This is a genomic window from Thermophilibacter sp., from assembly GCF_966187215.1.
This window is the reverse complement of sequence record NZ_CBIFYV010000109.1, coordinates 1-25,057: the sequence shown is the minus strand read 5'-3', so window position 1 is coordinate 25,057 and position 25,057 is coordinate 1. Positions and strand designations below refer to the sequence as shown.

The 25,057-nt window shown below is 70.7% G+C and carries 26 protein-coding genes; 17 read left to right on the top strand and 9 right to left on the bottom strand.

The annotated features are described in order from the left end of the window. From ACWTSU_RS08560 to ACWTSU_RS08540, 5 genes are all read left to right on the top strand, one after another. On the top strand, positions 1-776 hold a 776-nt coding region (locus tag ACWTSU_RS08560; RefSeq protein WP_455139722.1), incomplete at its 5' end, for a 3'-5' exonuclease. 204 nt (positions 777-980) lie between these two features. After that, positions 981-1,745 (top strand): mechanosensitive ion channel family protein, encoded by a 765-nt coding sequence (locus tag ACWTSU_RS08555; RefSeq protein ID WP_455139720.1) that lies wholly within the window; start codon positions 981-983, stop codon positions 1,743-1,745. A 151-nt stretch (positions 1,746-1,896) separates the two neighbouring features. Further along, entirely contained in the window at positions 1,897-2,598 is a 702-nt protein-coding gene (locus tag ACWTSU_RS08550; protein WP_455139718.1) for a 5'-methylthioadenosine/adenosylhomocysteine nucleosidase, read from the top strand. A 53-nt stretch (positions 2,599-2,651) separates the two neighbouring features. Beyond that, positions 2,652-2,951, top strand: coding sequence for an STAS domain-containing protein (locus tag ACWTSU_RS08545; RefSeq protein ID WP_455139716.1), 300 nt, complete (start codon positions 2,652-2,654; stop codon positions 2,949-2,951). Then, positions 2,941-5,133: an ATP-binding SpoIIE family protein phosphatase gene (locus ACWTSU_RS08540; RefSeq protein ID WP_455139714.1), complete on the top strand. Its 2,193-nt coding sequence runs from the start codon at positions 2,941-2,943 to the stop codon at positions 5,131-5,133. The genes ACWTSU_RS08545 and ACWTSU_RS08540 overlap by 11 nt, the downstream gene beginning before the upstream one ends. A gap of 45 nt (positions 5,134-5,178) precedes the next feature. Here the strand turns inward: ACWTSU_RS08540 and ACWTSU_RS08535 are convergent, their stop codons facing one another. From ACWTSU_RS08535 to ACWTSU_RS08520, 4 genes are all read right to left on the bottom strand, one after another. Beyond that, entirely contained in the window at positions 5,179-5,811 is a 633-nt protein-coding gene (locus tag ACWTSU_RS08535; protein ID WP_455139712.1) for a PrsW family glutamic-type intramembrane protease, read from the bottom strand. Further along, positions 5,799-6,461 (bottom strand): hypothetical protein, encoded by a 663-nt coding sequence (locus ACWTSU_RS08530; RefSeq protein WP_455139710.1) that lies wholly within the window; start codon positions 6,459-6,461, stop codon positions 5,799-5,801. The genes ACWTSU_RS08535 and ACWTSU_RS08530 overlap by 13 nt, the downstream gene beginning before the upstream one ends. A gap of 4 nt (positions 6,462-6,465) precedes the next feature. Next, complete coding sequence (locus ACWTSU_RS08525) at positions 6,466-7,491, bottom strand: hypothetical protein (RefSeq protein ID WP_455139708.1); 1,026 nt, start codon at positions 7,489-7,491, stop codon at positions 6,466-6,468. A gap of 131 nt (positions 7,492-7,622) precedes the next feature. Beyond that, positions 7,623-8,486 carry a DegV family protein gene (locus ACWTSU_RS08520; protein ID WP_455139706.1) on the bottom strand — a complete coding sequence of 288 codons (864 nt, stop codon included), beginning with the start codon at positions 8,484-8,486 and terminating at the stop codon, positions 7,623-7,625. A gap of 104 nt (positions 8,487-8,590) precedes the next feature. Here ACWTSU_RS08520 and ACWTSU_RS08515 point away from each other — a divergent pair, with 104 nt between their 5' ends. From ACWTSU_RS08515 to ACWTSU_RS08495, 5 genes are read left to right on the top strand one after another with little or no spacing between them, the layout of a single operon-like run. Further along, entirely contained in the window at positions 8,591-9,196 is a 606-nt protein-coding gene (locus ACWTSU_RS08515) for a DUF1836 domain-containing protein (protein ID WP_455139704.1), read from the top strand. Then, positions 9,193-10,623 carry a Na+/H+ antiporter NhaA gene (gene nhaA, locus ACWTSU_RS08510; protein WP_455139702.1) on the top strand — a complete coding sequence of 477 codons (1,431 nt, stop codon included), beginning with the start codon at positions 9,193-9,195 and terminating at the stop codon, positions 10,621-10,623. The genes ACWTSU_RS08515 and nhaA overlap by 4 nt, the downstream gene beginning before the upstream one ends. A gap of 40 nt (positions 10,624-10,663) precedes the next feature. Then, entirely contained in the window at positions 10,664-11,326 is a 663-nt protein-coding gene (gene amaP / locus ACWTSU_RS08505; protein WP_455139700.1) for an alkaline shock response membrane anchor protein AmaP, read from the top strand. A gap of 5 nt (positions 11,327-11,331) precedes the next feature. Next, entirely contained in the window at positions 11,332-11,700 is a 369-nt protein-coding gene (locus ACWTSU_RS08500) for a DUF2273 domain-containing protein (protein ID WP_455139698.1), read from the top strand. A 48-nt stretch (positions 11,701-11,748) separates the two neighbouring features. Continuing rightward, positions 11,749-12,294: an Asp23/Gls24 family envelope stress response protein gene (locus ACWTSU_RS08495; protein WP_455139696.1), complete on the top strand. Its 546-nt coding sequence runs from the start codon at positions 11,749-11,751 to the stop codon at positions 12,292-12,294. Positions 12,295-12,318: 24 nt separating this feature from the next. On the opposite strand, the gene ACWTSU_RS08490 is transcribed toward ACWTSU_RS08495, so the two are convergent. Continuing rightward, positions 12,319-13,386, bottom strand: coding sequence for an NAD(P)-dependent oxidoreductase (locus tag ACWTSU_RS08490; protein ID WP_455139694.1), 1,068 nt, complete (start codon positions 13,384-13,386; stop codon positions 12,319-12,321). A 333-nt stretch (positions 13,387-13,719) separates the two neighbouring features. On the opposite strand from ACWTSU_RS08490, the gene ACWTSU_RS08485 reads away from it, so the two are divergent. The 5 genes from ACWTSU_RS08485 (at position 13,720) to ACWTSU_RS08465 (ending at position 17,525) form a co-directional block, all read left to right on the top strand. Continuing rightward, positions 13,720-14,178 (top strand): C-GCAxxG-C-C family (seleno)protein, encoded by a 459-nt coding sequence (locus ACWTSU_RS08485; RefSeq protein ID WP_455139692.1) that lies wholly within the window; start codon positions 13,720-13,722, stop codon positions 14,176-14,178. A 270-nt stretch (positions 14,179-14,448) separates the two neighbouring features. Then, positions 14,449-14,790 (top strand): thiamine-binding protein, encoded by a 342-nt coding sequence (locus ACWTSU_RS08480; protein WP_455139690.1) that lies wholly within the window; start codon positions 14,449-14,451, stop codon positions 14,788-14,790. Between the two features lies 1 nt (position 14,791). Then, on the top strand, positions 14,792-15,589 hold the full coding sequence (locus ACWTSU_RS08475; RefSeq protein WP_455139688.1) for an ABC transporter permease: 798 nt from the start codon (positions 14,792-14,794) through the stop codon (positions 15,587-15,589). Then, a complete protein-coding gene (locus tag ACWTSU_RS08470; RefSeq protein WP_455139686.1) occupies positions 15,586-16,620 on the top strand; it encodes an ABC transporter substrate-binding protein in 1,035 nt (344 codons plus the stop codon). Before ACWTSU_RS08475 ends, ACWTSU_RS08470 begins: the two co-directional genes overlap by 4 nt. 107 nt (positions 16,621-16,727) lie before the next feature. Beyond that, on the top strand, positions 16,728-17,525 hold the full coding sequence (locus ACWTSU_RS08465) for an ABC transporter ATP-binding protein (protein ID WP_455139724.1): 798 nt from the start codon (positions 16,728-16,730) through the stop codon (positions 17,523-17,525). A gap of 68 nt (positions 17,526-17,593) precedes the next feature. On the opposite strand, the gene ACWTSU_RS08460 is transcribed toward ACWTSU_RS08465, so the two are convergent. Together ACWTSU_RS08460 and ACWTSU_RS08455 are read right to left on the bottom strand one after the other, a co-directional pair. Then, positions 17,594-18,325, bottom strand: coding sequence for a DeoR/GlpR family DNA-binding transcription regulator (locus ACWTSU_RS08460; protein WP_455139684.1), 732 nt, complete (start codon positions 18,323-18,325; stop codon positions 17,594-17,596). Positions 18,326-18,685: 360 nt separating this feature from the next. Next, entirely contained in the window at positions 18,686-19,594 is a 909-nt protein-coding gene (locus ACWTSU_RS08455) for a glycyl-radical enzyme activating protein (RefSeq protein WP_455139682.1), read from the bottom strand. 150 nt (positions 19,595-19,744) lie between these two features. Between ACWTSU_RS08455 and ACWTSU_RS08450 the strand changes: the two genes are divergently transcribed. Both ACWTSU_RS08450 and ACWTSU_RS08445 read left to right on the top strand, forming a co-directional pair. Next, positions 19,745-22,165 carry a glycyl radical protein gene (locus tag ACWTSU_RS08450; protein ID WP_455139680.1) on the top strand — a complete coding sequence of 807 codons (2,421 nt, stop codon included), beginning with the start codon at positions 19,745-19,747 and terminating at the stop codon, positions 22,163-22,165. A gap of 53 nt (positions 22,166-22,218) precedes the next feature. Then, the gene (locus ACWTSU_RS08445) at positions 22,219-22,896 is read left to right on the top strand and encodes a transaldolase family protein (RefSeq protein WP_455139678.1); all 678 of its coding nucleotides are present in this window, start codon (positions 22,219-22,221) and stop codon (positions 22,894-22,896) included. 214 nt (positions 22,897-23,110) lie between these two features. On the opposite strand, the gene ACWTSU_RS08440 is transcribed toward ACWTSU_RS08445, so the two are convergent. Continuing rightward, positions 23,111-24,526 carry an aminopeptidase gene (locus tag ACWTSU_RS08440; protein WP_455139676.1) on the bottom strand — a complete coding sequence of 472 codons (1,416 nt, stop codon included), beginning with the start codon at positions 24,524-24,526 and terminating at the stop codon, positions 23,111-23,113. A gap of 42 nt (positions 24,527-24,568) precedes the next feature. Then, on the bottom strand, positions 24,569-24,808 hold the full coding sequence (locus ACWTSU_RS08435; protein WP_455137455.1) for a hypothetical protein: 240 nt from the start codon (positions 24,806-24,808) through the stop codon (positions 24,569-24,571). Between the last annotated feature and the right edge of the window lie 249 nt (positions 24,809-25,057).

The following is a 25,057-nucleotide window of genomic DNA, read 5'->3' as shown; positions in this document are numbered from 1 at the left end:
AGGGGCTGCCCTCAGGCGATTTCGCGCAGCGTGAGACAGAGGGCAGCCCCTCGGTGACCAGGCCCCCCGTTGCCTCGGAGAAACTGCCGGCGCTCATCGAGTGGCTCGCGCTGCGCTCAGACCTCGACTCCCTCGCCGGACAGACGCACGCCGTCACCATGATGACCATCCACTCGGCCAAGGGCCTGGAGTTCCCGGTGGTCTTTGTCGCCGGCATGGAGGAGGGCATCTTCCCGCACACCTCCTACGAGGGCGACCCGGCCGCGGTGGAGGAGGAGCGGCGCCTGGCCTACGTGGCCATCACGCGCGCCCGCGAGAAGCTCTACCTCACGCACGCCACCACGCGCCGCACGTACGGCTCGGTGCAGGCCAACCCGCCGAGCCGCTTTCTGAACGAGATCCCCGAGGCCGACGTCGAGCGCGTGGGCGTGGGCTCGTCGGGCTTCACCGGCGTGGGCTGGGAGAAGCGCGGCGACCGCCACGGCACCTTCGGCAGCGGTCGCGGCTCGGAGGTCTACGGCGGGCGCGTCTTCGGCTCGCGCACGCGCTCCACGGGCGGCTCGCCCACGGCGCGCCCGGCGGCGCCGAGCGGCCCGCGCCCGGACCCGGCCCGCGCCGCCGCGTGCTTCTCGCCCGGCGACCAGGTGTCGCACAAGACCTTCGGGCCGGGGACGGTGCTCTCGGTCTCCGGCGACACGATCGAGGTCCGCTTCAGCCGCACGGGCAAGGTGAAGAAGCTGCTCAAGGGGTTCGCGCCGCTCGTCAAGGTGGGGTAGTGGCGTGCCGCGGCAAGGGGGCTCTTTGCCGCGACGCCCAAACAACCCGCAAAAACTGACATTCACAAACCTTAATCCTGCAATTATATGAATATGAAATCATTTTTTGCGGGTTATTATCCCGGTTGGCGCCGCGGCTGGCGCTTCGGTTGGCGTCTCTTGGCCCCGGCGTGCTAGAGTTGCGGCAGCGACGAGGGAGGGCAGATGGAGAAGCTCATCGGCATCGACCTGGGCGGGCTGCTCGACAAGGGCGTCACGCTCGTCGTGGTCGCGATCGTGGCGCTGGTGGTCCAGCGCGTGGTGACGCGCCTCATGCACAAGGCGCTCGACGCGTCCAACCTGCCCAGCGCCTCGATCTTCATCAACATCGTGCGCGCGCTCATCTGGGCGCTCGCGCTGCTGAGCGTGCTGCAGCCGGTCTTCGGCGTGGACCCGGCCGGCTTCGTCACCGCCCTCGGCGTGGTGTCGCTCGCCGTGTCGCTCGGCATGCAGGACACGATCTCCAACCTCATCGGGGGCATCAGCCTCATGCTGAGCAAGGCGGTCCAGCCCGGCGACCAGGTCACGGTCGGCGGCGTGACCGGCGAGGTGACCGACGTCAGCTGGCGCTCGACCACGGTCCTCCTCCGCGGGGGCGCGCGCGAGGTCATACCCAACTCGGTCCTGAGCTCCACGGCGCTCACGCACGTGACCGACTGGACGGTGGGCTACTGCGGCGTCCCCATCGTCGTGGCGCCCGACGCCGACCTCGACGCGGTCACGTCAGAGGTGCGCGCGGAGGTCGCCCGCGTGCTCGCGGGTCGGCTCGACCCTGCGTTCGAGACGACGGTGGTCTTCTCGGCGTTCACGGCGTACGGCATCCAGGGCGAGGTGCAGCTGCACGTGCTCCCCGACGTGTCGTTCTCCGACGCGCAGAGCGCCGTCGTGCGCGCGCTGGCGGGCAGGCCGTGGCTGGCGAGCGCGCTGTAGACGTCCGCGGATGTGCGGCTTTCTGACGTTTTGGGGGCCAAAACCGTCCGGAACCCGCACCCGTACGACTGAACGTGCGGCTTCCGGACGCTCTGACGGGCAGAACCGTCATAACTCCGCATCCAAGAGGGGACCAAGAGGGGAGAGGGACATGAGGGTCGGCATCATCGGCGCCATGGACGTGGAGGTGGAGCTCCTGCGCGAGCGCCTCTTCGACCGCGAGGACACGTCCGCGCTGGGCATGGACTTCAGCGCCGGGCGCCTGGGCGAGAAGGACGCGGTGGTGGTCAAGTGCGGCGTGGGCAAGGTCAACGCCGCCGTCTGCGCGCAGGCGCTCATCGGGCGCTTTGGCTGCACGCACCTGATCAACACCGGCGTGGCGGGCTCGCTCGACCCGGAGCGGCTGGACATCGGCGATCTCGTGGTGGCCACCGACTGCGTGCAGCACGACTTCTCGGTCGCGCCGCTCGGCTACGCGCCCGGCGTCATCCCGGGCCGCGACCGCGCGGAGTTCGTCGCCGACGCGCGCCTGCGCGAGGCGGCCCTGGCGGCGGCCGCCGCGGTGGCGCCGGAGGTCCGCGCGGTGCCGGGCCGCGTGGCGTCGGGCGATCAGTTCGTCTCTCGCGAGGAGGAGCGCCGGCGCATCGTGGACACGTTCGGCGCGCTGTGCTGCGAGATGGAGGGCGCCGCGATCGCGCAGGCGGCGACGCTCAACGGCGCCCCGTTCGTGGTCGTGCGCGCCATCTCTGACAAACCGGGCATCGAGGGCCAGGCCGTGACCTACGCGCAGTTCGAGGAGGCCGCCGCGCACCGCTGCGCGAAGATCGTGGCGCACATGGTCGCTGCGCTGTAGGCGCGTCCTCTATACTCAAGCGAGAAGCGCGGAGCTAGGTCGAGGGAGCAGGCATGGACATCACCGTCATCTCCGGGGCGCCCGATGCGCACATCGCCGTGTCCGGTCGCGTTGACACGAGCACGGCGCCCGAGCTCACGGCCTTCGTCAACGATCTGCCGGGCGAGCTCACGGGCCTCGCGATCGACTGCTCCGGTCTCGAGTACCTCTCCAGCGCCGGCCTGCGCGCCCTGCTCATCGCCCACAAGCGCGTGGCGCGCGCCGGCGGCAGGCTCGTCCTGGAGCACGTGAGCCCCGCCGTCCTCGACGTGCTGACGCTCACGGGCTTCTCCGGCATCTTCGATGTCCGGTAGCGCTTGCCCCTCGCCGCGCGCCGGCGAGCGCCCGCTCGGGGGTCTGCTGGGCGCCGGCCCGCTCGGCAAGCTGCTCGCGTGTCTCGTCTGCGCCGTCGTCTACTTCGTGGTGCTCGAGGCGTTTCTCGCCGTCCCGGCGTTCAACGGGGCGACGCAGATACGTCCCGCCTCCGGGCTCGGGCCGATCCTCGGGCTCTGCCTCGGCTGGCCGGGCGTCGTGGGCAGCGCGCTCGGCAACCTCGCCTCGGACGCGCTCCACGACTCCGACGTCGTGCTCCTGCTCGTCTACCTCGCGGTCCAGCTGGCCTACGACGGCGCGCCGCGGCTCGTCTGGCGCCGGTGCTTCCCGCGAGACCGCGTGCCGGAGCTCTCCTCGGCGTCGCGCATCATGGCCTACCTCGCGATCGCGCTGGCCGACTCCGCCCTGGTGACGCTGCTGCTCGTCCCGCTCGAGCCCGACTCCATGGCGGCGCTCAACATCCACGCGGTGCGCTTCCTCAACAACTTCCTCTGCCTGGTGTACGTGGGCGTCCCCGTCATGCTCGCGCTGGGTCGCGCCCTGCGTCCGCGCGGCGCCGCGCGCAGCCTCGCCCAGCGCGCCGCCGGCGTGATGCTCGTCGCGGCCGCCTGTGCGAGCCTCGTGCTTCTCGCAGCCCTGGTCGCCCCGAGGGTCGGGGAGGACCTCTCGCGCGGGCGCTTTGACGAGCTCGTGGCGGTGACCTACCTCGCGCTCTCGACCCTCACCGTGTGCCTGGTGACGGCCGCCTCCGCGCTGCTCGCCGTCATCGACCGCTCCCTGGCGCGCCCGCTCGACGCCCTCTCGAGAAGCGCGCTCGAGTTCCCGTCCCGCTTCGAGGAGCTCGGGCCCGAGAGCGTCGCCGAGGGCGCGCTCGACGTCGACCTCGGCGCCTCCCGCCCGATCGCCGAGATCGAGGGGGTCGTCTCGGCGTCCAACGACATGCGCCGCCGCCTCGCCTCGAGCGCGCTCGAGTCCCGGCGCGTCCTGCGGGAGCGCGAGCGGCTCTCCGCCGAGCTCGACGTTGCCGCGACCATCCAGAGCTCCTCGCTCCCGCACGACTTCTCGTCGCTCGAGGCGTCCTACGCCGTGGCGCTCGACGCCGTCATGCGTCCCGCGCGCGAGGTGGGCGGCGACTTCTACGACTGCTTCGCCCTCGACGCGGACCGCGTCTGCCTGCTCGTGGCGGACGTCTCCGACAAGGGCATGCCGGCGGCCCTGTTCATGATGCGGGCCATGACCGAGCTGCGCGAGTGCGTTCGCTCCGCCGCGACGCTCGGCGAGGCCCTGACCTTCGCGAACGCCCGCCTGTGCCGACAGAACGAGTCGGCGCTCTTCGTCACGGCGTTCGTCGTGGCGCTCAACGCGGTCACGGGCGAGCTCGAGTACGCCAACGCCGGGCACAACCTCCCCTGGCTCGCGCGCCGGAAGGCGCCGTCGTGGCTGGGCGCCCCCGCAGGGCTTCCGCTCGGCGCGCTGGAGGACTTCGAGTACGACTCGCTCGGCACCACGCTGCTGCCGGGCGAGGGCGTCGTCCTCTACACCGACGGCGTCACCGAGGCGCGCTCGCTGGCGGGCGAGCTCTTCGGCGACGACCGCCTGGGCCAGCTGCTCGGCGGCCTCACGGATGACCCCGACGCGCGCCCGTGCGCGCTCGTGGACGAGGCGGTGCGCTCGTTCGCCGCGGGAGCCGGGCAGGCGGACGACGTGACCGTCTGCGCGCTGCGCTGGATGCCCGACGTGCGCTCGGAGCGGCTCGCCGCCACGACGGGGGAGCTCGCGCGCGCCCAGGGGCTCGTCCGCTCGGTGGTGCCCGACCTGACGGCGGACCTCGCCCTCTCGCTCGACCTCATCGTCGAGGAGCTCTTCGCCAACATCGCGAGCCACGCGTACCCGGCCGCTGCGAGCGATGCGGGCGAGCGGCCCGGCGTCCTCGTGGAGTGCGCCCACGACGCCCAGCGCGGCATCGTCCACGTCGTGCTCATCGACTCTGGCGTGGCCTACGACCCCACGGCCCGCGAGACGGCGCCCGTCTCCGGCGACGGGCTCGACCTCGAGCCGGGCGGCCTGGGCGTCCTGCTGGCGCGCGAGCAGTCGGACGGCATGTGGTACCGGCGCGAGCGCGACCTCAACGTGCTGCACGTCATCAAGCGCGTGGGGCTGTAGCGGGTCCGCGTCGCGCCGCGCGGCCCGCCGCGGCGCGGCTCCCGTCTAGGGAACCTGCCGTCCGCGCCGTGCGGAGCGCGCCGCGAAGAGGCACGCGTAGGTTGCCATGGGCAGCGCGAGCCCCGCCCAGCCCCACGCGTCCGGGGCGCTCACGAGCAGGTTGAAGATGGCGTGATAGGTGATCGCGGCGGCGAGAAGCCCGAAGGTCCCCGTGTAGAAGAGCTTGCGCTGCCGGCGCACGAAGGATATCCCCAGGCCCACCACCGCCGTGCACAGGCCGTGCATGAGGCTCGCCGAGAGGCCGCGCACGAGCGCCCAGCCGACGGACGCCGCCGCCCCGGCGCCCATCATGAGATAGGCGTTCTCGGTGATGGCAAAGCCCACGCCGCACGAGAAGGACACGGCGAGCACCTCGCCGGTGCGGTCGTCGCGCAGCAGGGCGTAGGCGAGGACGGGGAGGGCCTTGAGCAGCTCCTCGGTGATGGGGGCCACCGAGCACGAGAGCTCGAGCGAGGAGACCCGCAGCGTCGCGCGCAGAAGCGCGTTGAGGCTCCCGGCGCACACGCACAGGTACGACCCCACGAGCAGAAACGCCACGAGCCAGCGGCTGCGGCCGCGCAGGACGGGCAGCATCAGGGCGAGCGGGACCGAGAAGCAGATGGCGGCTACAGAAACCACTTGCTCACCCCGTCTCTGGCCAGCTGCATCACGGCGAGCACGGCCGCGGCAGCGAGGGCGCAGGCCGCGCCGTGCGCGAGGCCCAGGCCCGCCCCGAGCAGCGTGACGGGTTGGAGCAGGCAGATGAGCAGGACGCAGGCGTTGTAGGGGCGCATGACGCGGATGATGCCCATCTCGACGTCGGGCATAGCGAGGTGCTTGAGCGCGTAGTAGGAGGTCGCCGCCACGGGGACGAGCGCGAGGAGCGCCACGGGGCGCAGACCGAGCAGGGCGCTCAGCCACGCGCCCAGCCCCACGACGGCGACGGGAGCGACGAGCGCGCCCAGTCGGTAGCGGGCGAGCTCGGGCTCCCGGCCGTCGGCGAGGCTGTCCAGGGCGCCGAAGTACGAGGAGAACAGGAAGAAGAACGCCCCCGCGCGCCCGACGAGCCCGATGGAGAAGCCCGTGGCGGAGAGGCCCCCCAGGGCGTCGGAGCCCAGCGCCCCGCTCGCGATCACCGCGTCGCGCAGCAGCTCGTAGCCGGTGCCGAGGGCATAGCACGCGAGGCCGTAGGTGACGATCCTGAAGAAGAGCGGCGTCGATGCCGACCTCCCGGCGGCGATGCCCCAGGCGGCGGCGAGAAGCGCGGCGATGCCGACGAGCGACTGCACGGCCCTAGGCGGCGTCGCCGGTCGGGGCCGCCGCGCCGCGGCGACGCATGACGGCGTAGACTGCGACGCCCGCGACCACCGCGCCGGCCCCCGCGCCGAGCGCCGCCATGCCGAGCGCGTCGCCGCCCGTGGTGGTGCCCGTCAGGCTGCCCGAGGCGGAGAGCGCCTGCTGCTGGAGGCTGAGGGACTGCTGGGCGGCGGCGAGCTCGTCCGCCGCCTGCTGCCAGAGCTCGCTCGCCTGGTCGGCGGCGGTGGCGGCGTCGGCCTGGGCGGCGAGGTCGTCGTAGCGCGCCATCTGCTCCTCGTAGAGGCCGGCGATCTCCTCGGCGGTGGCGTCGGCCGTCGCGGAGGCGTCCACGGTGCCGCGCGCCGCGGCCTTCAGCGTGTCGCTGGCGGACTGGACGGCGCTGTTGGCGCCCTGCAGGTAGGAGTCGTACTGCCCCATGTAGCCCTGGAGGTTGCGCAGCTGCTGCTGGATGCGCGCCTCCTCCTGTGCCCGGAGGCTCTCGAGGTCGCTGATGAGCGCGCTCAGCGGGTCCCCGCTCGCGGCGCTCGCCCCCAGCGCGCTCGCCTGCGCGGCGGCGTCGGCGGACACGGTCTCCTCGCCGCTCGCCTCCTGGCTGCGCAGGGTGTCGATGAGCCCGGCGATCTGACCGAGGCGCTTCTGTGCGGCGCCGATGTCGCTGACCTTCTGGGACGCGCTGTTCCTGTTCTGCTGGGCGAGCTGCATCTGGAGCTGGGCGAACTGGTACTGCACCGAGGCACTGGGGTCCACGCCGGCAAAGGAGTAGGTCGCCGCGCTGGGCGTCTGCGCGAGCGCCTCCGCGGCGGCGTCGAGGTTCTGCTCGCTGGGGTCGCTCACCACGGCGTCGACGGCGTCCTGCGCCTCCGTGGCAGCCTCCGTCTCGGCAGCGATGTCGCTCGCGAGGCTGCTGGCGTCGTCGGCGAGTGCGGGCGCCGCCGGCAGGACCGCCAGGGAGAGGGAGAGCGCGAGGGAGGTGACGAGGGCACGGGTCCTGGCTCGTGTCATGGGAAAGCCCTTCCGTCCGAGGTGAACAGTGGCCTCCCAGTATAGGGCGAGAAGGGGGCGGGGGGACAGAATCATTTGCCTCGCGGGGTCGATGGCGCGAGCGAGCCGCCACCCTGCTGACGTTCGCCCCGCTACAGCCCCATGACCGCCATGCCCACGAGCGTGGGGCCGGTGTGCACGAGCAGGTCGGCCGAGACGCCCGAGCTCACGACCTCCGTGACCTCGCTCACGGCGCCCACCCGCTCGCGCACGCGCGCCGCGAGCTCGCGCCGGACGTCCCCGTCGAACGCGCAGACCGCCAGGCGGACCCGCGGCCAGTTGCGCGCCTGCTCCTCGAGTAGCGCCAGCTGGGCCTCGAGCGCCTTGCGCCATCCGCGCGCCTTCCGGGCGATCACGTACCTCCCGCTCGCGTCGCAGGTGAGGACCGGCTTGATGTTGAGCACCGAGCCCACGCGGTAGACCGCCTCGCTGATGCGCCCGCCGCGGCGCAGGAAGTCGAGCCTCTGCACCGAGAAGAACACGCGCGTCCGCTCGCTCGCCGCGCGCAGTACCTCGCCGAGCGCGTCGAGCGGCATGCCCGCCTCGACCTGCCGCGCGGCCTCCATGACCACGAGTCCCGCCGCGGCGCCGATGCTGCGCGTGTCCACCACGACCACCGGGAAGCCCTCCATCTGCCGTGCGACCATCGAGGCGGTCTCGCAGGTGGCCGAGAGGCCCGACGAGATGGCCACGAAGACCGCGCCCTCGTAGCCGTCGGCGCGCGCCCGCTCGAGGGTCTCGCGGACGCGCAGCGGGGAGGGCAGCGACGTGGTGGGGACCTCCTCGCCAAAGCGGCGCACAACCTCCTCGGGGGTGATGTCCACGCCGCTCTCGTAGGTCGAGCCGTCGGAGTAGTTGACGCGCAGCGGGACCACGCGCACGTCGTGGGCCCGGACGAAGGCGGCCGGCGTGTCGGTCCCGGAGTCGGTGACGACGGCGATGCGCTGCTCGTTCATGGTGCCCCCTCGGCGGGACGCGCCCGCGGTTCGTATATCATGCTGCAAAGACTATAGCTCCATGACATGGTTTTGAATACTAGATTATCGGTTTATGGAGATGAATGGGAGGCGCGGCGATGGGCTCTCGCGAGAAGGGCGCGGCGCACGGGGCGGGCGCCGGGGAGGGGCGCGGCGAGAAGCCGCTCGCGGAGCGGATGCGCGCCGTGCACATCGCGCGCGTGGCCGAGCTCCCGCGCATCGAGCTCTACCTCGACCAGGTGATCACCCTCGTCTCGCAGGAGCTCGCGTTCATGACGCTGCCGGGGGAGACCCTGGTCACGGGCTCGATGGTCAACAACTACGTCAAGCAGGGCGTCATCCCCGCGCCGCACCGGAAGCGCTACACGCGCCGGCACGTGGCGTCGCTGGTGTTCGTCTGCGCGCTCAAGCGGGTCTTCTCGATAGCCCAGGTCAAGACCCTCATGGATATCGTCCACGCATCCGGGTGCGACCTCGGGGCGCTCTATGACGACACCTGCTCCCTCTTCGAGGAGGCGCTCGCCGCGTGCTTCTCGCCCGCGCCCGCCCCTGAGGTGGCGCCCGCCGACGCCCCCGCTCCCGACGACGAGCTCTCGCGGCTGCTCGACGCCGCGGTGGCCGCGCTCGCCACGAAGGTCTACGTGGAGCAGACGCTGTGCGCGCTGTCCGAGGGGGAGGGGCGCTCGTGACGCGGCCGAGCATCTACGACGAGCCCGCCGTCGTCCGCCGCGCCGAGCGTCGCGGCGCGCTCAGGCGCTGGACGGGCAACGGGACCGTGGCGGCCGCGACGATGCTGGGCGCGGCGCTTCTCGCCCTGGTGGTGGCCAACACACCGCTCTACGACGCCGTGGAGTCCCTGCTCGCGCAGCCCCTCGCGCTGGGCGTGGGGCCGCTTGAGGTCTCGCTCACGGTCGAGGCCTTTGTCAACGACTTCCTGATGGCCGTCTTCTTCCTGCTCGTGGGCATCGAGCTCAAGTACGAGATGACGGTGGGCCAGCTGCGCCGCCCGCGCCAGGCGGCGCTCCCGATGCTCGCCGCGGTGGGCGGCGTCTGCGTGCCCGCCCTCATCTACGCGGCGCTCAACCTCGGCGGCGCCGCGCACGGCTGGGCGGTGCCCATCGCCACCGACATCGCCTTCGCGCTGGGCGTGCTGTCGCTTCTGGGCGACCGGGTCTCGCCCGAGACCAAGGTCTTCTTCCAGACGCTCGCCATCGCCGACGACATCCTCGCGATCGTGGTCATCGCGCTGTTCTACGGGCAGACGCCCGACCTGGCCTGGTGCGCGGCGGCGCTCGTCGCGGTGGCGGCGCTCGCCGCGCTCAACCGCGCACGCGTCTATGCCGCCGCCCCCTACGTGGCCGTGGGCCTCGTGCTGTGGGCGTGCCTGTACAAGTCGGGCATCCACGCCACGCTGGCGGGCGTCGCGCTCGCCTTCGCGCTGCCGAGCCGCTCGGACGTGCGCCTCGACGAGCTGGGCGGCTGGCTCGCCGCGCGCGCCCGCGACCTCGACGACACCTACGACGACGAGCACCACGTCCTCGGGCAGCACGACTTCACCGAGGGCGCGGTGCGCGTGGAGCGCGTGATGCACCACGTGACGCCCCCGCTGCAGCGCATGGAGCGCCACGTGTCGACCTTCGTGAACTTCCTCGTGCTGCCGCTGTTCGCCTTCGTCAACGCCGAGCTGCACCTCGTGGGCGCCAACCTCGGCGCGGTGCTCGCGAGCCCGGTCGCGCACGGCGTCTACCTGGGCGCGGTGGTCGGCAAGCCCGTGGGCATCATCCTCGTGACGGCCGCCCTGGTGCGCGCGGGCTTCGCGTGCCTGCCGCGCGGCATGGACTGGGCGCAGGTCGCGTGCGTGGGCCTCATGGGCGGCGTGGGCTTCACGATGTCGATCCTCATCACGGGCCTGGCCTTCGCCGACCCCGCCGACGCCGTGGCGGCCAAGTGCGCGATCCTTCTGGGCTCGCTCACCTCCGCCGCGCTCGGGCTGGCGTTCGGTCGGCTCGCCCTGCGGGGCGGCGGGCGCACGCGGCGCTCCCGGCGCGTCGGGAGCGGGCGCGAGCGGCCTTTCTCGCCGCCGCGCGGTTCGCGTCCGGGGCAAGGGGTATCCTAGGCTTGTGGCGCCCAGGGGAGGCGCCTGATTGGAGATACGCATGAGTGGACTCAAGCGCCTCTGCACGGTGCTCTTCGTGCTCGCCGACCTCTTCGCGGTCGCGGCCCTCGCCCTCACGTGGTTCGGGCCCTGGACGGTGGAGGCCTCGGCGCTGCTCTACCTGGAGCCCTATGCCATGGCCCTGCTCGCGTGCCTGGTCATCGCCGGCGTGGGCCTGCTCGTCCTGCTGCTGCGCGCCCTCTTCGCCGGCCGCACGGTCCGCACGATCGAGGTCGCGTCGGTTGACGGCGGCACCATCTCGGTCACGCGCGACGCGGTGGCGGCCCAGGCCTCCCACATCGTCGAGGCGGACGGCACCTGCACGGCGGCCCGCGTGCGCGTGGACGCCAAGCCGCGCGGCCACGTGCGCGTCCACGTGCGCGTGCTGCCGCGCGAGACGGTGGACGTGGTGGCCAAGGGCGCCGAGCTGCACGCCGAGCTCGTGGACGGCCTGGCCACCGTCTGCGGCGACACCGTGGAGCGCGTGAGCCTCGAGTTCGTGCAGCCCGAGAGCGTCCTCGTGGCCGCGCCCGACGACGAGGCCGACGCCCCCGCCGAGGCCGCGCCGGCCGCCGCGGCGAGCCCCGATGACACCACGAGCGAGATCACGGTCTCCATGGGCCCGACCGGGCCCGCCCCGCGCGAGACCGAGAGGGAGGCGTGAGCGCCATGGCGGACGAGAAGACCCCCCGTCCCAAGATAGAGACCGCCGGGAAGGCCGGCGAGCAGCGCGACGACCGGGACCGGGCCGCGTCCGGCGCGCCCGCCGACGAGGCGCCCTACGGCGTGTCCGACGCCGCCCGCGACGGCATGAGCCGGCTGCGCGGCTGGGTCGCGAGCACCTTCCCCGGCCACGAGCACGCCTTCTGGGGCGGCGTCTGCGGGCTTCTCGCCGCGATCCTGTTCTTTGCGATCGGGCTGTGGCGCGCGCTCGTGGTGGCGGTGCTGGTGACGCTGGGCGTCGCCGTGGGCCAGGCCATCGACGGCGACGCGCGCATCGTGCGCACGCTGCGCCGGCTGTTCTCACGCAACCAGTAGGCGACGAGGTCCGCGGGCGCGCGGCGCCCGCGGCAGCGAGGAGTTGACATGAGCAAGAGCGAGAGCGCCCAGAGGACCGAGGACCAGAAGGTCGCCGCGACCACCGTCGAGACCGAGCCGCCCGCCGCGACCGGAACCGAGCTGGTCGAGGTCGTGGACGAGGGCCAGGACATCGAGGCCCTCACCGATGACGAGGACGCCGAGACCGAGGACTCCCTGACCTTCTCCAACGGGGTGATCGAGAAGATCGTGGCCATTGCGATGCGCGACGTTCCCGGCGTGGTGGGCATGAAGGGCAGCTGGTTCAACCGCGTGCAGGACGCCTTCGGCGCGAGCGACTCCACCAAGGGCGTGACCGTCGAGGTGACGCCCGAGAGCGCGGTGCGCGTGAACATCTCGGTGCTCATCGAGTACGGCGCCTACGCCCCGCAGGTCTTCGAGGACGTCAAGCGCGCCGTGGTCAAGCAGGTCAGCGGCATGACGGGCCTCGAGGTCGCGGGCGTCAACCTGCGCATCGAGGACGTCCTCACCGCCGAGGAGATCGAACAGCGCGAGCGCCGCCCCCACCGCGACGAGCCGGAGGACGACGAGTAGCGCCCGCGCCGCCCGCGGGCCCGCTCAGCGCACCTCGTGGGGCGTCTCGTCGCCGCGCGCGAAGGCGATGAGGGCCTCCACGTTGCTGCGGACCATGCCCTCGACGTCCTCCCCGGTGTAGAACGCCATGTGCGGGCTCACGATTACGTTGGGCAGCGCCTCGAGGACGGCGCGGTCCCGGTTGGGCAGGATGTCGCGGCTGCGGTCCAGGTAGCAGAGGCCCTCCTCGTGCTCGATGGTGTCGAGCGCCGCGCCGCCGAGGTGCCCGGACTCCAGCGCGCCCACGAGCGCGGCGGTGTCCACGAGGCTGCCGCGCGCGGCGTTGACGAGCACCGCCCCCTCGCGCATGCGGGCGAGCTCGGCGGCGCCGATCATGTGGTGGTTCTCGGGCAGCCCGGGCGCGTGGAGCGTGACCGCGTCTGACGCGGCGAGCAGCTCGTCGAGGGTCACGTAGGTCGCGAGTGCGCGCACGTCGTCGCGCGGGAAGGGGTCGCACGCCAGCACGCGGCAGCCAAAGCCCTGCAGGTGGCGCACCACGCACGCGCCGATGGCCCCGGTGCCCACCACGCCCACCGTGCAGCTCGAGAGGTCGCGGCCGATCTTGCCGGCTAGGCTGAAGTCCTGGGCTGCCGCCTGGCGCTGGATGAGCTTGACCTTGCGCAGCGCCATCATCATGAGCATGATCGCGTAGTTGGCTACGCCCTCGGGCGGGTAGGAGGCGTGCGCCACGCGCAGGCCGGCGGCGCGCGCGGCGGCCAGGTCGATGTGGTCGACGCCGATCGAGCGAGTGGCCAGTCCGCGCACGCCCAGATCGGCGTAGGCCGCCAGGATCTCCGGCGTCATCGGGTTGGTGATGATGCTGACGCCGTCGGCACCCGCGGCGAGCCCGGCGTTCTCGGCGGTGGGGTAGTCGGGCGTCCAGTCGTAGTCAAATCCGAGCTCGCGGCTCAGCGCGTCGAGGTAGCCGAGCTCGTCGTAGGGGCGCAGGGCAAAGGCGAAGATCTTCATGGGCGGGGCCTCCCAGGTCTCATCCGGTCGCGCCACGATGATAGCGCGCCGGGCGAGCGGCAGCGTTCGGTGGCCCGCTCCCACGCGGCCCCTTTGTCGCGTTATCCGTCAAGAAACGTGCGCGATTGTGTACTTGGGCCCTCGCGCGTTGGCCGACAAGGCCATCTGGGCAGAAACATGGCTCGATTGGGCGGCATCCTTGATGTCAGGAGGGAAGATTTGCCGCCGGACGACGGTCTTACGCCCCCGGTCCTTCTCGCCACCTGCGCTTTTATTGGCGAGAAGTGCCGCGCGCTTGTATTCATATCAAGAATGCCACCCAATCGGAACCGTTTTTGGCGCGTGTGGGCGCTCTGTCGGGCGCGCCGGCACGGGCGCCATCCTCTATGATGGCGGGGCGAACGAAGGGAGAGGGACATGCGCGACAGCGTGAGCATCGAGGCGATAGGCGCCGAGGCGGCCGAGCTCAACGGGCGGCTCGGCGAGGCGCACTTCAACTGCGGCGAGTCCGTGATCGCGGCGCTCTGGGACGCGTTCGAGCCGGACTTCCCGCGCGAGCTCGCGGTGGCCGCCGGCGCGGGGATGGGCCGGGGCATCGGCGGCTCGGGCTGCGTCTGCGGCGCGCTCGCCGGGGGCGTGGCGTTCATCGGGATGATGACCGGCGACAAGGCCCGCGCCAAGCCGCTCGCCGCAGCGCTGCACGACGCCTTCCGCGCCGGCACCGAGAAGAACGTCACCTGCTGCCGCGTCCTCACGCGCGGCATGGAGTGGGACGGCGCCGAGCGTCGCGCCCACTGCCAGCGCCTCTGCGCGCTCGGCGCGACCGAGGCCGCGCGCATCCTCTGCGACGAGCTCGGCGTGGCGGCGCGGGACTAGCGCCCCGACAGGGGAGCGGCGTGCGGGCACGTCGCACGGAGAGGGGCGCGACATGCCGCGCCGTCGCGGCGCGAGCGTGCTACACTACGCATCGACAACGGGGGGCTGGCGCACGCCGGCTGAGATAGGGCCCAGGAGTCCGAGCGCGCTCGGGCAGCGGCCCTGACCCAGAACCTGATCCGGGTAATGCCGGCGTAGGGACGAGCTTCGCGCGCAACGAGGCACCTACGAGAGACGGGGTGCCTCAGGGGCACCCGGAAGGGAGGGCGCGTGAACTGCTCGGTTGCCATCCAGTTCCTGCCCATGGACGCCACCACCGACGACGCCACGTGCGACGCGGTGGACGCCGTCATCGCCTACATCGACTCCACGGGGGTGGACTACTTCGTGGGGCCGTTCGAGACGGCCATCGAGGGCGACTACGAGACCTGTATGGAGATCCTCAAGAACTGCCAGCTCGTGGGCGCCAAGGCCGGCTGCAAACACATGATGACCTACGCCAAGATCAACTTCCGGCCGAACGGCGACGTCATGTCCACGGACCGCAAGGTCGGCAAGTACCACCCCGGCGACCCCGAGTTCGCCGAGAAGACCGCGAGCTCGGCGGCGTAGCGTGTCCGCCCGCGTTCCCCGTCGCGCGCAGGCGCCCTCGCGCGCCCGCCGCGTGCTCACGCCGCTTCTCGCCGTGGTGGCGCTGCTCGCGGCCTGGGAGGCCGTGGTCGACCTCGGCGTGGTACCCAACTTCCTCTTGCCCACGCCGGTGCAGGTGGTGGCCGCGCTCGTCGAGGACGCCCCGCTGCTCGCCGCGCACTCGCTGACCACGCTCGCCGAGGCCGCGGCCGGCCTTGCCGCGGGCGTCGCCCTGGGGTTCGCCTTCGCGGTGCTCATGGACCGCTTCGAGACCTTCTACCTGGCCTTCGAGCCGCTCATGACCATCTCGCAGACCATCCCCACCGTGGCCATCGCGCCGCTCCTGGTGCTGTGGCTCGGCTACGGGGCGCTGCCCAAGGTCGTTCTCGTGGTGGTCTCCACGTTCTTCCCGATCACGGTGTCTCTGGTCTCGGGCTTCCGCTCCGTGGACCCGGACGCCATCGACCTCATGCGCACGATGAACGCCTCGCGCTGGCAGGTCTTCTGGTACGCCAAGCTGCCGGCCGCGGCCGACCAGTTCTTCAGCGGCCTCAAGATCTCGGCCACCTACGCCATCGTCGGCGCGGTCATCGCCGAGTGGCTCGGCGGCAACGCGGGCCTGGGCGTCTACATGACGCGCGTGCGCAAGTCCTTCTCGTATGACCGCATGTTCGCCTCGATCATCATCATCTCGGTTCTGTCGCTGGGCCTCATGAAGCTCGTGGAGCTCGCCCAGCGCGCGTGCATGCCCTGGAAGAGGGCAGAAGGGAGTCAGCAATGACCCGCAGCATCAACCGTCGCCAGTTCCTCGCCGCCGCCGGCGCCTCCGCCGCCACGGCCGCGCTCGCCGCGTGCTCCGGCACCGACGCGAGCGCTGGCTCCGGCTCGTCCGAGCCCGCCTCCGACGCCACCAAGGTCTCCTTCGTGCTCGACTACACGCCCAACACCAACCACACGGGCATCTACGTGGCGCTCGACCAGGGCTACTTCGCCGACGAGGGCCTCGACGTCGAGATCATCCAGCCGCCCGCGGACGGCGCCGACGCGCTGATCGGCTCCGGCGGCGCGCAGATGGGCATCTCCTACCAGGACTACATCGCCAACAACCTGGCCTCCGACCAGCCGATGCCCTACTCGGCCGTGGCCGCCGTCATCCAGCACAACACCTCCGGCATCATGAGCCGCGCCGAGGACGGCATCACGCACCCCGCCGCGATGATGGACCACAGCTACGCCACCTGGAACATGCCCGTCGAGCAGGCCACGGTCGAGCACTGCGTGGAGGCCGACGGCGGCGACTGGTCGCGCGTGGAGCTCGTGCCCTACGAGGTTGACGACGAGGTCAGCGGCCTGCGCGCCAACATGTTCGACACCGTGTGGGTCTACGAGGCCTGGGCCGTCCAGAACGCCGTGGTGCAGGACTTCCCCTACAACTACTTCAGCTTCATCTCCATCGACCCGGTCTTCGACTACTATACGCCGGTCATCGCCGCCAACGACGACTTCGCCAAGGAGAACCCCGACGCGGTGCGCGCCTTCCTGCGCGCGGCCAAGAAGGGCTACGAGTACGCCGTGGACAACCCCGACGCCGCCGCGGACATCCTCTGCGCGCAGGTGCCCGAGCTCGACAGCGACCTCGTGCACCAGAGCCAGACCTACCTCGCGGACAAGTACGTCGACGATGCGCCCAGCTGGGGCGTCATCGACGCGGACCGCTGGGCCGCCTTCTACCAGTGGCTCAACGACAACGACCTCGTGGAGAACCAGCTGGACGTCAACGCCGGCTGGACCATGGACTACCTGGAGCAGTAGCCGTGTCGACTGGCGAGAAGGACCTGGCGGCGTCCGGCCCGGGACGGGGAGACCCCGGCGCTCAGACAGCTTGCCGAGAAGAGCGCTCGGCAAGAACTCGCGGCGGGATCTCCCCGTCCCGGGCCTACGAGCCCGTTGTCGCGCAGGGCGACGTCCCCGCGCTCGAGGCCGAGCATCTCACGCTGTCGTGGGACGGCTCGACGCTCGTGACCGACGGCGTCGACCTCACGGTCATGCCCGGCGAGGTGTGCTGCCTGGTGGGGCGCTCGGGCTGCGGCAAGACCACGATCCTGCACGCGCTGGCGGGGCTCACCACGCCCGTGTCCGGTCGCGTCCTGCTGCACGGCGAGGACGTGACCGGACGCCCGGGCCGTGTGAGCTACATGCTCCAGAAGGACCTGCTGCTGCCGAGCCGGCGCATCATCGACAACGTGTGCCTGCCGCTCGTGCTGGGGGGCATGCGCAGGGCGGAGGCGCGCGCCAAGGCCGAGCCGCTCTTCGAGCGCTTCGGCCTGGCGAGCTCGGAGCTCAAGTGGCCGAGCGAGCTCTCCGGCGGCATGCGCCAGCGCGCGGCGTTCCTGCGCACCTACCTCATGGGCGCGGACGTGACGCTGCTCGACGAGCCCTTCTCGGCGCTGGACGCGCTCACGCGCACGGACATGCGCCGCTGGTTCGTGGACGTGGCGCGCGAGCTGGGGCTCTCGGCGCTCGTGATCACGCACGACGTGGACGAGGCCGTGAGCATGGCGAGCCGCGTCTACGTGCTCGCGGGCTCGCCGGCCGCCGGCGAGCCGAGTCGCGTGGCCGGCGAGGTCGCCGTGGAGCGCGTGGACGGCGCGGGCGGCTTCGAGCTCACCGACGAGTACCTGGCCGCCAAGCGCCAGGTGATGGCGCTGCTGGGGTGAGACAGGGGGGACAGGTTTTTTTGTCTCATTGCGAAGCTTATGAGACAAAAGAACCTGTCCCCCCTGTCTCAGACGCGGACGAGCTCGATCGTCTCGTCGTCTAGGTCGGGCGCCGCGGCGTCCGTGATCACGGTGAGGGGCTTGGTCCCCAGCGCCAGCGGCACGGTGCCGCGGCGCCGGAACTTCTCGCTCTCGGTGAGCAGGACCACGCGCTCGGCGTGGGCGGCCATGTCTCGCACCGCCTGGGCGCGCAGCTGGTCCGCGTTGGTGAAGCCGGTGAGTTCCGAGTAGCCGTCGGTGCCGGCGAACAGCAGGTCAACATAGAAGCCCCCGACGCACTGCGCGACCATGGGACCAACCGTGACCTGGGCGTCCTTCTGGTAGATGCCGCCCAGGAGCACGGTCTGCACGCTCGGGGCGTCCCGCACGTAGGCCGCGATGAAGGCGCTGTTGGTGATGATGGTGATGTCGCGTCCCTCGGCGGCGAGCTCGGTGGCCAGCAGCGCGCAGCAGCTGCCGCTCTCCACCATGATCGTGTCGCCGTCACGCACGAGCTCGGCAGCGCGGCGGGCGATCTTGCGCTTCTCCTCGTAGTGGTAGGCGAGGCGGCCCTCCACGTTGTCGGTGCTGCGCAGCGACGCCCAGCCGTGCTCGCGGCGGATGAGCCCGCGGCGCTCCAGCTCGGTGAGGTCCTTGCGCATGGTCACCTGCGAGACGCCGAGCTCGTCGGCGAGCGCGGAGACCTCCGCGCGCCCGCGCTCGGTCAGGATCTCGAGGATGCGGTTGGTGCGTGACGGCATGCGATCTCCTCTGCTGTTTCGAACAAAACAACATCGTAGCCAAAACGAAGCCAAGCCGCGGCTGATGGGCTGCAACATCCGCCAAAATGACCGTGTGATTGGGTGTTTCTCCCCTCGCGCGTCATCGAGAAGCCGCGATTTGTCCAAAACCCTCTGCGATTGGGCGGGATGTTTGATGCGTTTGGGGCTTGAGGCGAACGCACGTCTTGGCTGGTCCTTCTCGTCAAGCCCTTGACCTGCTGCTTTGTAAGCCGCCGAGAAGAACGGGGCAGGATGCGTGCGCCCTGGCCGCGTTGCATATCAAACATGCCACCCAATCGGGCCGTGTTTGCGCGGGGGACCGGCTCGCCCCGCGCCAGCCTAGAAGAACGCGTCGATCCCGGCGTCGAGGTAGGCCTGGCGGAACGCGGCGAGGTCCTCCTCGTGGAGGTTGGTGCGCCCGTGGAGGCGGTAGTCGCGGCCCAGACGGTCGTACTTGCTCTCGCCGAAGTTGTGGAAGGGGAGCAGCTGCACGCGCGCGGCGCCCACCCCAGCGAGCCGCTCGGCGAGGCGCCGGGCGTCCTCCACGTCGTCGTTGAAGCCGGGGATGACCGGCGTGCGCACGAGCACGTCCACGCCGTTCTCGATGGCGCGGCGCGTGTTGGCGAGGATGAGCTCGTTGGTGACGCCCGTGCCCTCGCGGTGGCGCGCGGCGTCCCAGTGCTTCATGTCGATGTAGGCGTGGTCGAGCAGCGCGCACGCGCGGTCGAAGTCCTCGGCGCGCACGCAGGCCGTGGTCTCGATGTTGGTGTCCACGCCCGCCTCGCGCAGCCGCCCCAGAAGCTCGCAGCTAAAGTCCGGCCAGGTGAGCGGCTCGCCGCCCGAGAGCGTGACGCCGCCCCCGCTCTGCTGGTAGAAGGGCTCGTCCTGCAGGCACTCCTCGAGGACGTCCTCCGTCGTGCGTGTGCGCCCGGCCACCGAGAGCGCACGCGCGGGGCACCCCTCCACGGCGGCGCGCCCCTCCTCGGAGGAGGCGTCGACCGCGCGCACGTCCACGTGGCGCTTGCCGCCCACCTCGACCGCGCCCGCCGACGGGCACGCGGCCACGCACGCCCCGCAGCCCACGCAGCTCTTCTCGTCCCACTCGAGCTGCGGCGCGCGCAGCTGGCTCTCGGGGTTGGAGCACCAGTAGCACCTGAGCGGGCATCCCTTGAGAAAGACCACGGTCCGGATGCCCGGCCCGTCGTCGAGGCTGAACTTCTGCACGTTGAAGACGGTGGCGCTCTGCATGTGACCCCTCCCGGCACGTCCTTCTCGCCCTTCCGACCCAATTGTAAAGAACTTACGAACGAAAGTAAATCTACTTACGAACATTGACACCGCCGAACGCCGCTGGTATAACGGAGTCGTCGGAACAGACCGTCGGGAGGGGAGACCCAGATGTCCCAGTCCAATGAGAGCCACTTCGGCACGCTCACGCCCAGGATGCAGGCGTTTCGCGAGGAGATGCTGGACGAGAAGCCCTACATCGACGCCGAGCGCGCGGTGCTGGCCACCGAGGCGTATCGCGCCAACCAGAACCAGCCCAACGTCATGAAGCGCGCCCTCATGCTCGAGAACATCCTCGACCACATGACGATCTACATCGAGGACAAGACCCTCATCGCGGGCAACCAGGCCACCAAGAACCGCAACGCGCCGATCTTCCCCGAGTACACGATGGAGTTCGTGATCGACGAGCTCGACACCTTCGAGAAGCGCGACGGCGACGTCTTCTACATCACCGAGGAGACCAAGCGGCAGCTGCGCGAGCTGGCCCCGTTCTGGGACAACAACAACCTGCGCGCCCGCGGCGAGGCGCTGCTGCCCGACGAGGTCAAGGTCTACATGGAGACCGGCGTCTTCGGCATGGAGGGCAAGCTCAACGCCGGCGACGCGCACCTCGCGGTCAACTACGCCCGCGTGCTCTCCGATGGCCTGCGCGGCTACGAGGAGCGCGTCCGCGCCTGCCGCGCCGCGCTCGACCTCACCGACCCCGACGCCATCGACAAGAACGTCTTCTACAAAGCCGTGCTCGTGGTGATCGCCGCGGTGCGCCGCTTTGCCGGCCGCTACGCCGCGCTCGCCCGCGAGATGGCCGCCTCCGAGGCCGACCCCGTGCGCGCCGCCGAGCTCCGCCAGATGGCCGAGACCTGCGAGCGCGTGCCCTACGAGCCCGCTCGCTCCTTCCGCGAGGCCGTGCAGTCCGTCTGGTTCATCCAGCTCATCCTGCAGATCGAGTCCAACGGCCACAGCCTCTCGTACGGCCGCTTCGACCAGTACATGTTCCCGTACTACGAGGCCGACCTCGCCTCCGGTGCCATCACCGAGGACCAGGCGCTCGAGCTTCTCACGTGCCTGTGGATTAAGACGCTCTCGGTCAACAAGGTCCGCAGCCAGGCGCACACGTTCTCCAGCGCCGGCAGCCCCATGTACCAGAACGTCACCATCGGCGGCCAGACGCCCGACAAGAGGGACGCCGTCAACGCGCTGTCGTTCCTGGTGCTGAAGAGCGTGGCGCAGACCCGCCTCACCCAGCCCAACCTCACGGTGCGCTACCACAGCGGCATGAACAAGGCGTTCTACGACGAGTGCATCGAGGTCGTGAAGCTCGGCTTCGGCATGCCCGCCTTCAACAACGACGAGGTCATCATCCCCTCGTTCATCAACTGGGGCGTGGCCGAGGAGGACGCCTACAACTACTCCGCCATCGGCTGCGTGGAGACGGCCGTGCCGGGCAAGTGGGGCTACCGCTGCACGGGCATGAGCTACGTCAACTTCCCGCGCATGCTGCTCGTGGCCATGAACGACGGCATCGACATGACCTCCGGCAAGCGCTTCGCCAAGGGCTACGGCTGCTTCAGGGACATGACGAGCTACGAGCAGCTCATGGACGCCTGGGACAAGACCGTGCGCGAGGTCACGCGCGCGAGCGTCATCGTCGAGAACGCCATCGACAAGGCCTCCGAGCGCGACGTGCCGGACGTGCTGTGCTCCGCGCTCACCGACGACTGCATCGGCCGCGGCAAGACCATCAAGGAGGGCGGCGCCGTCTACGACTTCATCTCGGGCCTGCAGGTGGGCATCGCCAACATGGCCGACTCGCTGGCCGCCATCAAGAAGCTCGTGTTCGACGAGAAGCGCATCACCCCGGCCGAGCTCTGGGAGGCCCTCGAGAGCGACTTCGCGGGCGAGAAGGGCGAGCGCATCCGGCAGATGCTCATCAACGACGCACCCAAGTACGGCAACGACGACGACTCCGTGGACCAGCTCGTGGTCGAGGCCTACGACTCCTACATCGACGAGATCAAGAAGTACCCCAACACGCGCCACGGCCGCGGCCCCATCGGCGGCATCCGCTACGCCGGCACGTCCTCGATCAGCGCCAACGTGGGGCAGGGCATGGGCACCATGGCCACGCCCGACGGCCGCCACGCGCACGAGCCGCTGGCCGAGGGTTGCAGCCCGGCGCACAACGCCGACACCCACGGCCCCACCGCGGTCTTCAAGTCCGTCTCCAAGCTGCCCACCGAGAAGATCACCGGCGGCGTGCTGCTCAACCAGAAGGTGACGCCCGCGACGCTCGCGAGCGAGCGCAACAAGCAGAAGCTCGAGGCGCTGATCTCGACGTTCTTCGACCGCCTGCACGGCTACCACGTGCAGTACAACGTCGTGGACCGCGCGACGCTGCTCGACGCGCAGGAGCACCCCGAGCGTCACAAGGACCTCATTGTGCGCGTGGCCGGCTACTCCGCGTTCTTCAACGTGCTCTCGCGCGCCACGCAGGACGACATCATCGCCCGCACCGAGCAGACCCTGTAGGATTGGCCCCAAGAGGGGAGCCCCTCGACCCATCAAAGAAAGGAACCGCTGCAATGAAGCTCATCATCGACGACGCGGACGTCAGCGCGATCAGGCGCCTCGTGGAGTACTACCCCGTCGACGGCGTGACCACCAACCCCTCCATCCTTGCCAAGGCCGGCCGTCCGCCCTTCGAGGTCCTACACGAGATCCGCGACGTCATCGGGCCCGACATGGAGCTCCACGCGCAGGTCGTGGCACGCGACGCCGCGGGCATGGTCGCCGACGGCAGGCGCATCGTGGCCGAGCTCGGCGAGAACACCTTCCCCAAGGTGCCGAGCGTCCCGGAGGGCTTCAAGGCCATGCGCGAGCTCGTCTCCGAGGGCATCCGCGTGACCGCCACGGCGATCTACACCCCCATGCAGGCGTTTCTCGCCGCCAAGGCCGGCGCCTCCTACGCCGCGCCCTACATCAACCGCATCGACAACATGGGCTACGACGGCGTGGGCGTGGCCATGGAGATCCACGACATCTTCCGCGCGAACGGCCTGCCCTGCGAGGTGCTCGCCGCGAGCTTCAAGAACTCCCAGCAGGTGCTCGAGCTCGCCCGCTACGGCGTGGGCGCGGTGACCGCCGCCGCCTCCGTGATCGAGGGCTTCGTCAAGAACGCCGCGATCGACGCCGCCGTGGACGCCTTCACGGCCGACTTCGAGGGCCTGGTCGGTCCCGGCAAGACGATGGCCGACCTGTAGGCTCCGCTCGTAACCCAACCCGTCGGGCCGCCCTCCCCATGCACGCAGGACTGCGCTTCGCGGAAGATCCTGCTTAGCATGGGGAGGGCGGCCTGTCGGTGCGCGGCGGGGTGTCACAGCAAGAGGCCGCCCCACGACCTGCTACGCAGGATCTTCCGCGAAGCGCAGTCCTGCGTGCAGGTCGTGGGGCGGCCAACCGTGCGGTGGGGGAGCGCTACGCCAGCCTGAGGAAGGCGCAGTAGCCGCGGTAGGCCTCGTAGACGTCGGCCTTGCTCGTGGCCTCCCACGGCGCGTGCATCGAGAGCACGGGCACGCCGCAGTCGATGACGTTCATCCCGTAGGTGGCCAGGATGTAGGCGATCGTGCCGCCGCCGCCCTCGTCCACGCGGCCGAGCTCGGCGGTCTGGAAGTGCACGCCGCCCTCGTCCATCACGCGGCGGATGGTGGCAACGTACTCGGCGTCCGCGTCGTTGGAGCCGGACTTGCCGCGGCTGCCGGTGTACTTGTTGAACGTGAGGCCGTGGCCCAGGTAGCAGGAGTTCTTCGGCTCGAAGACGCTCGCGAACGTGGGGTCGAAGCCGGCCGAGACGTCGCTGGAGAGCATGTTGGAGCGCGCGAGGCAGCGGCGCAGCGCGAGCGCGCCGGTCTCGCCGGCCAGCTCGAGCACCTCGGCCATCGTGTCCTCGAAGAAGCGGCTCGTCATGCCCGTGGCGCCCACCGAGCCTATCTCCTCCTTGTCAACGAGCAGGCACACGGCCGTGCGCGCCGGCGCCTCGCAGTCGAGCTGCGCGACGAGGCTCGTGTAGGCGCAGGAGCGGTCGTCCTGGCCGTAGCCCAGGATCATCGAGCGGTCCAGGCCCAGGTCGCGCGCCGCGCCGGCTGGGACGACCTCGAGCTCGGCGGAGAGCAGGTCCTCCTCCTCGATGCCCAGCTGCTCGCGCAGGAGGGCGAGCACGCCGGCCTTGACCGGGCTCTTCTCGGCGTCCTCGTCCTTCTCGGCGTCGGTGGCGTCGGCGTCGACCACGATCGGGCGGTTGCCCACCAGCACGTCGAGCATCTCGCCCTCGATGACCTCGGAGGCCTTCTTGGCCATCTGCTTGCCGCCGAGGTGGGGGAGCAGGTCGGTCACGCAGAAGACGGGGTCGGCCTCGTCCTCGCCGATGGCCACGCTCACCACGGTGCCGTCCTTCTTGGCCACGACGCCGTGGATGGCGAGCGGCATGGTGACCCACTGGTACTTCTTGATGCCGCCGTAGTAGTGGGTGTCCAGCGTGACGAGCTCGTTCTTCTCGTCCACCGGGTCCTGCTTGACGTCGAGGCGCGGGGAGTCGATGTGCGCGCCGAGGATGTTGACGCCGTCCTCCAGGGGCTCGGTGCCCAGGTGCAGCAGTATGAGGCTCTTGCCGCGGTTGACGGCGTAGACCTTGTCGCCGGGCTTGAGGGCCTCGCCGGACGCGCGGCGCTCCTCCAGGCTCACGTAGCCGGCCTCGCGCGCCATGGTCACGGCGGCGGCACAGCACTCGCGCTCGGTCTTGTTGTCGGAGATGAAGGCCTTGTAGCCCTCGCAGAGGTAGTGCAGCTCGTCGAGCTGCTCGGGCGTGTAGTCCTTCCAGGCGTTGGGACGCTCCAACGTGCGCTCCTCTCGGGTCGGGATGGGTGTGACGCACTGATTCTAGGGCAGGCGCGGCCCCGTCGCGGGCGGGCCGTAGACGCCCCTCGGGCACATGCGCGCCCCCTCCGCCCGTCCCTCCCCCGGGATTCTGGATGATGGGGCGCACGAGCGCGGGAGCCTGCCGGCCGCCCGGTTGCGCACCGCGGCCTCGCCGCAGCCCACCGGCTCGGCGGCCTCCCTCCTGCTCATGCCCTCCCTGACGGCGAGGAGGGCGAGCTCGACGTCGTCCTTGGGGTACATGCGGACCTCCAGTCCGGACCCGATGGTCCAACTTTTCGTCCGCACCCCCTGACGCTATGCATTTCTATAATGCGCGCATGTCAGCGCGATTGCTCCATGGCGAGGAAGTGCTCGTAGGCGCCGATGAGGTTGGCATCGTTGAAGAACCGGCACGCCACGATGTCCGTATCGGGGAATGCGTTGTCAAACGCGGCGTTGAAGCGCCGGTGTGCGTCCCTCACGCCCTCCACGAAGAGCGGGTTCTGGCTG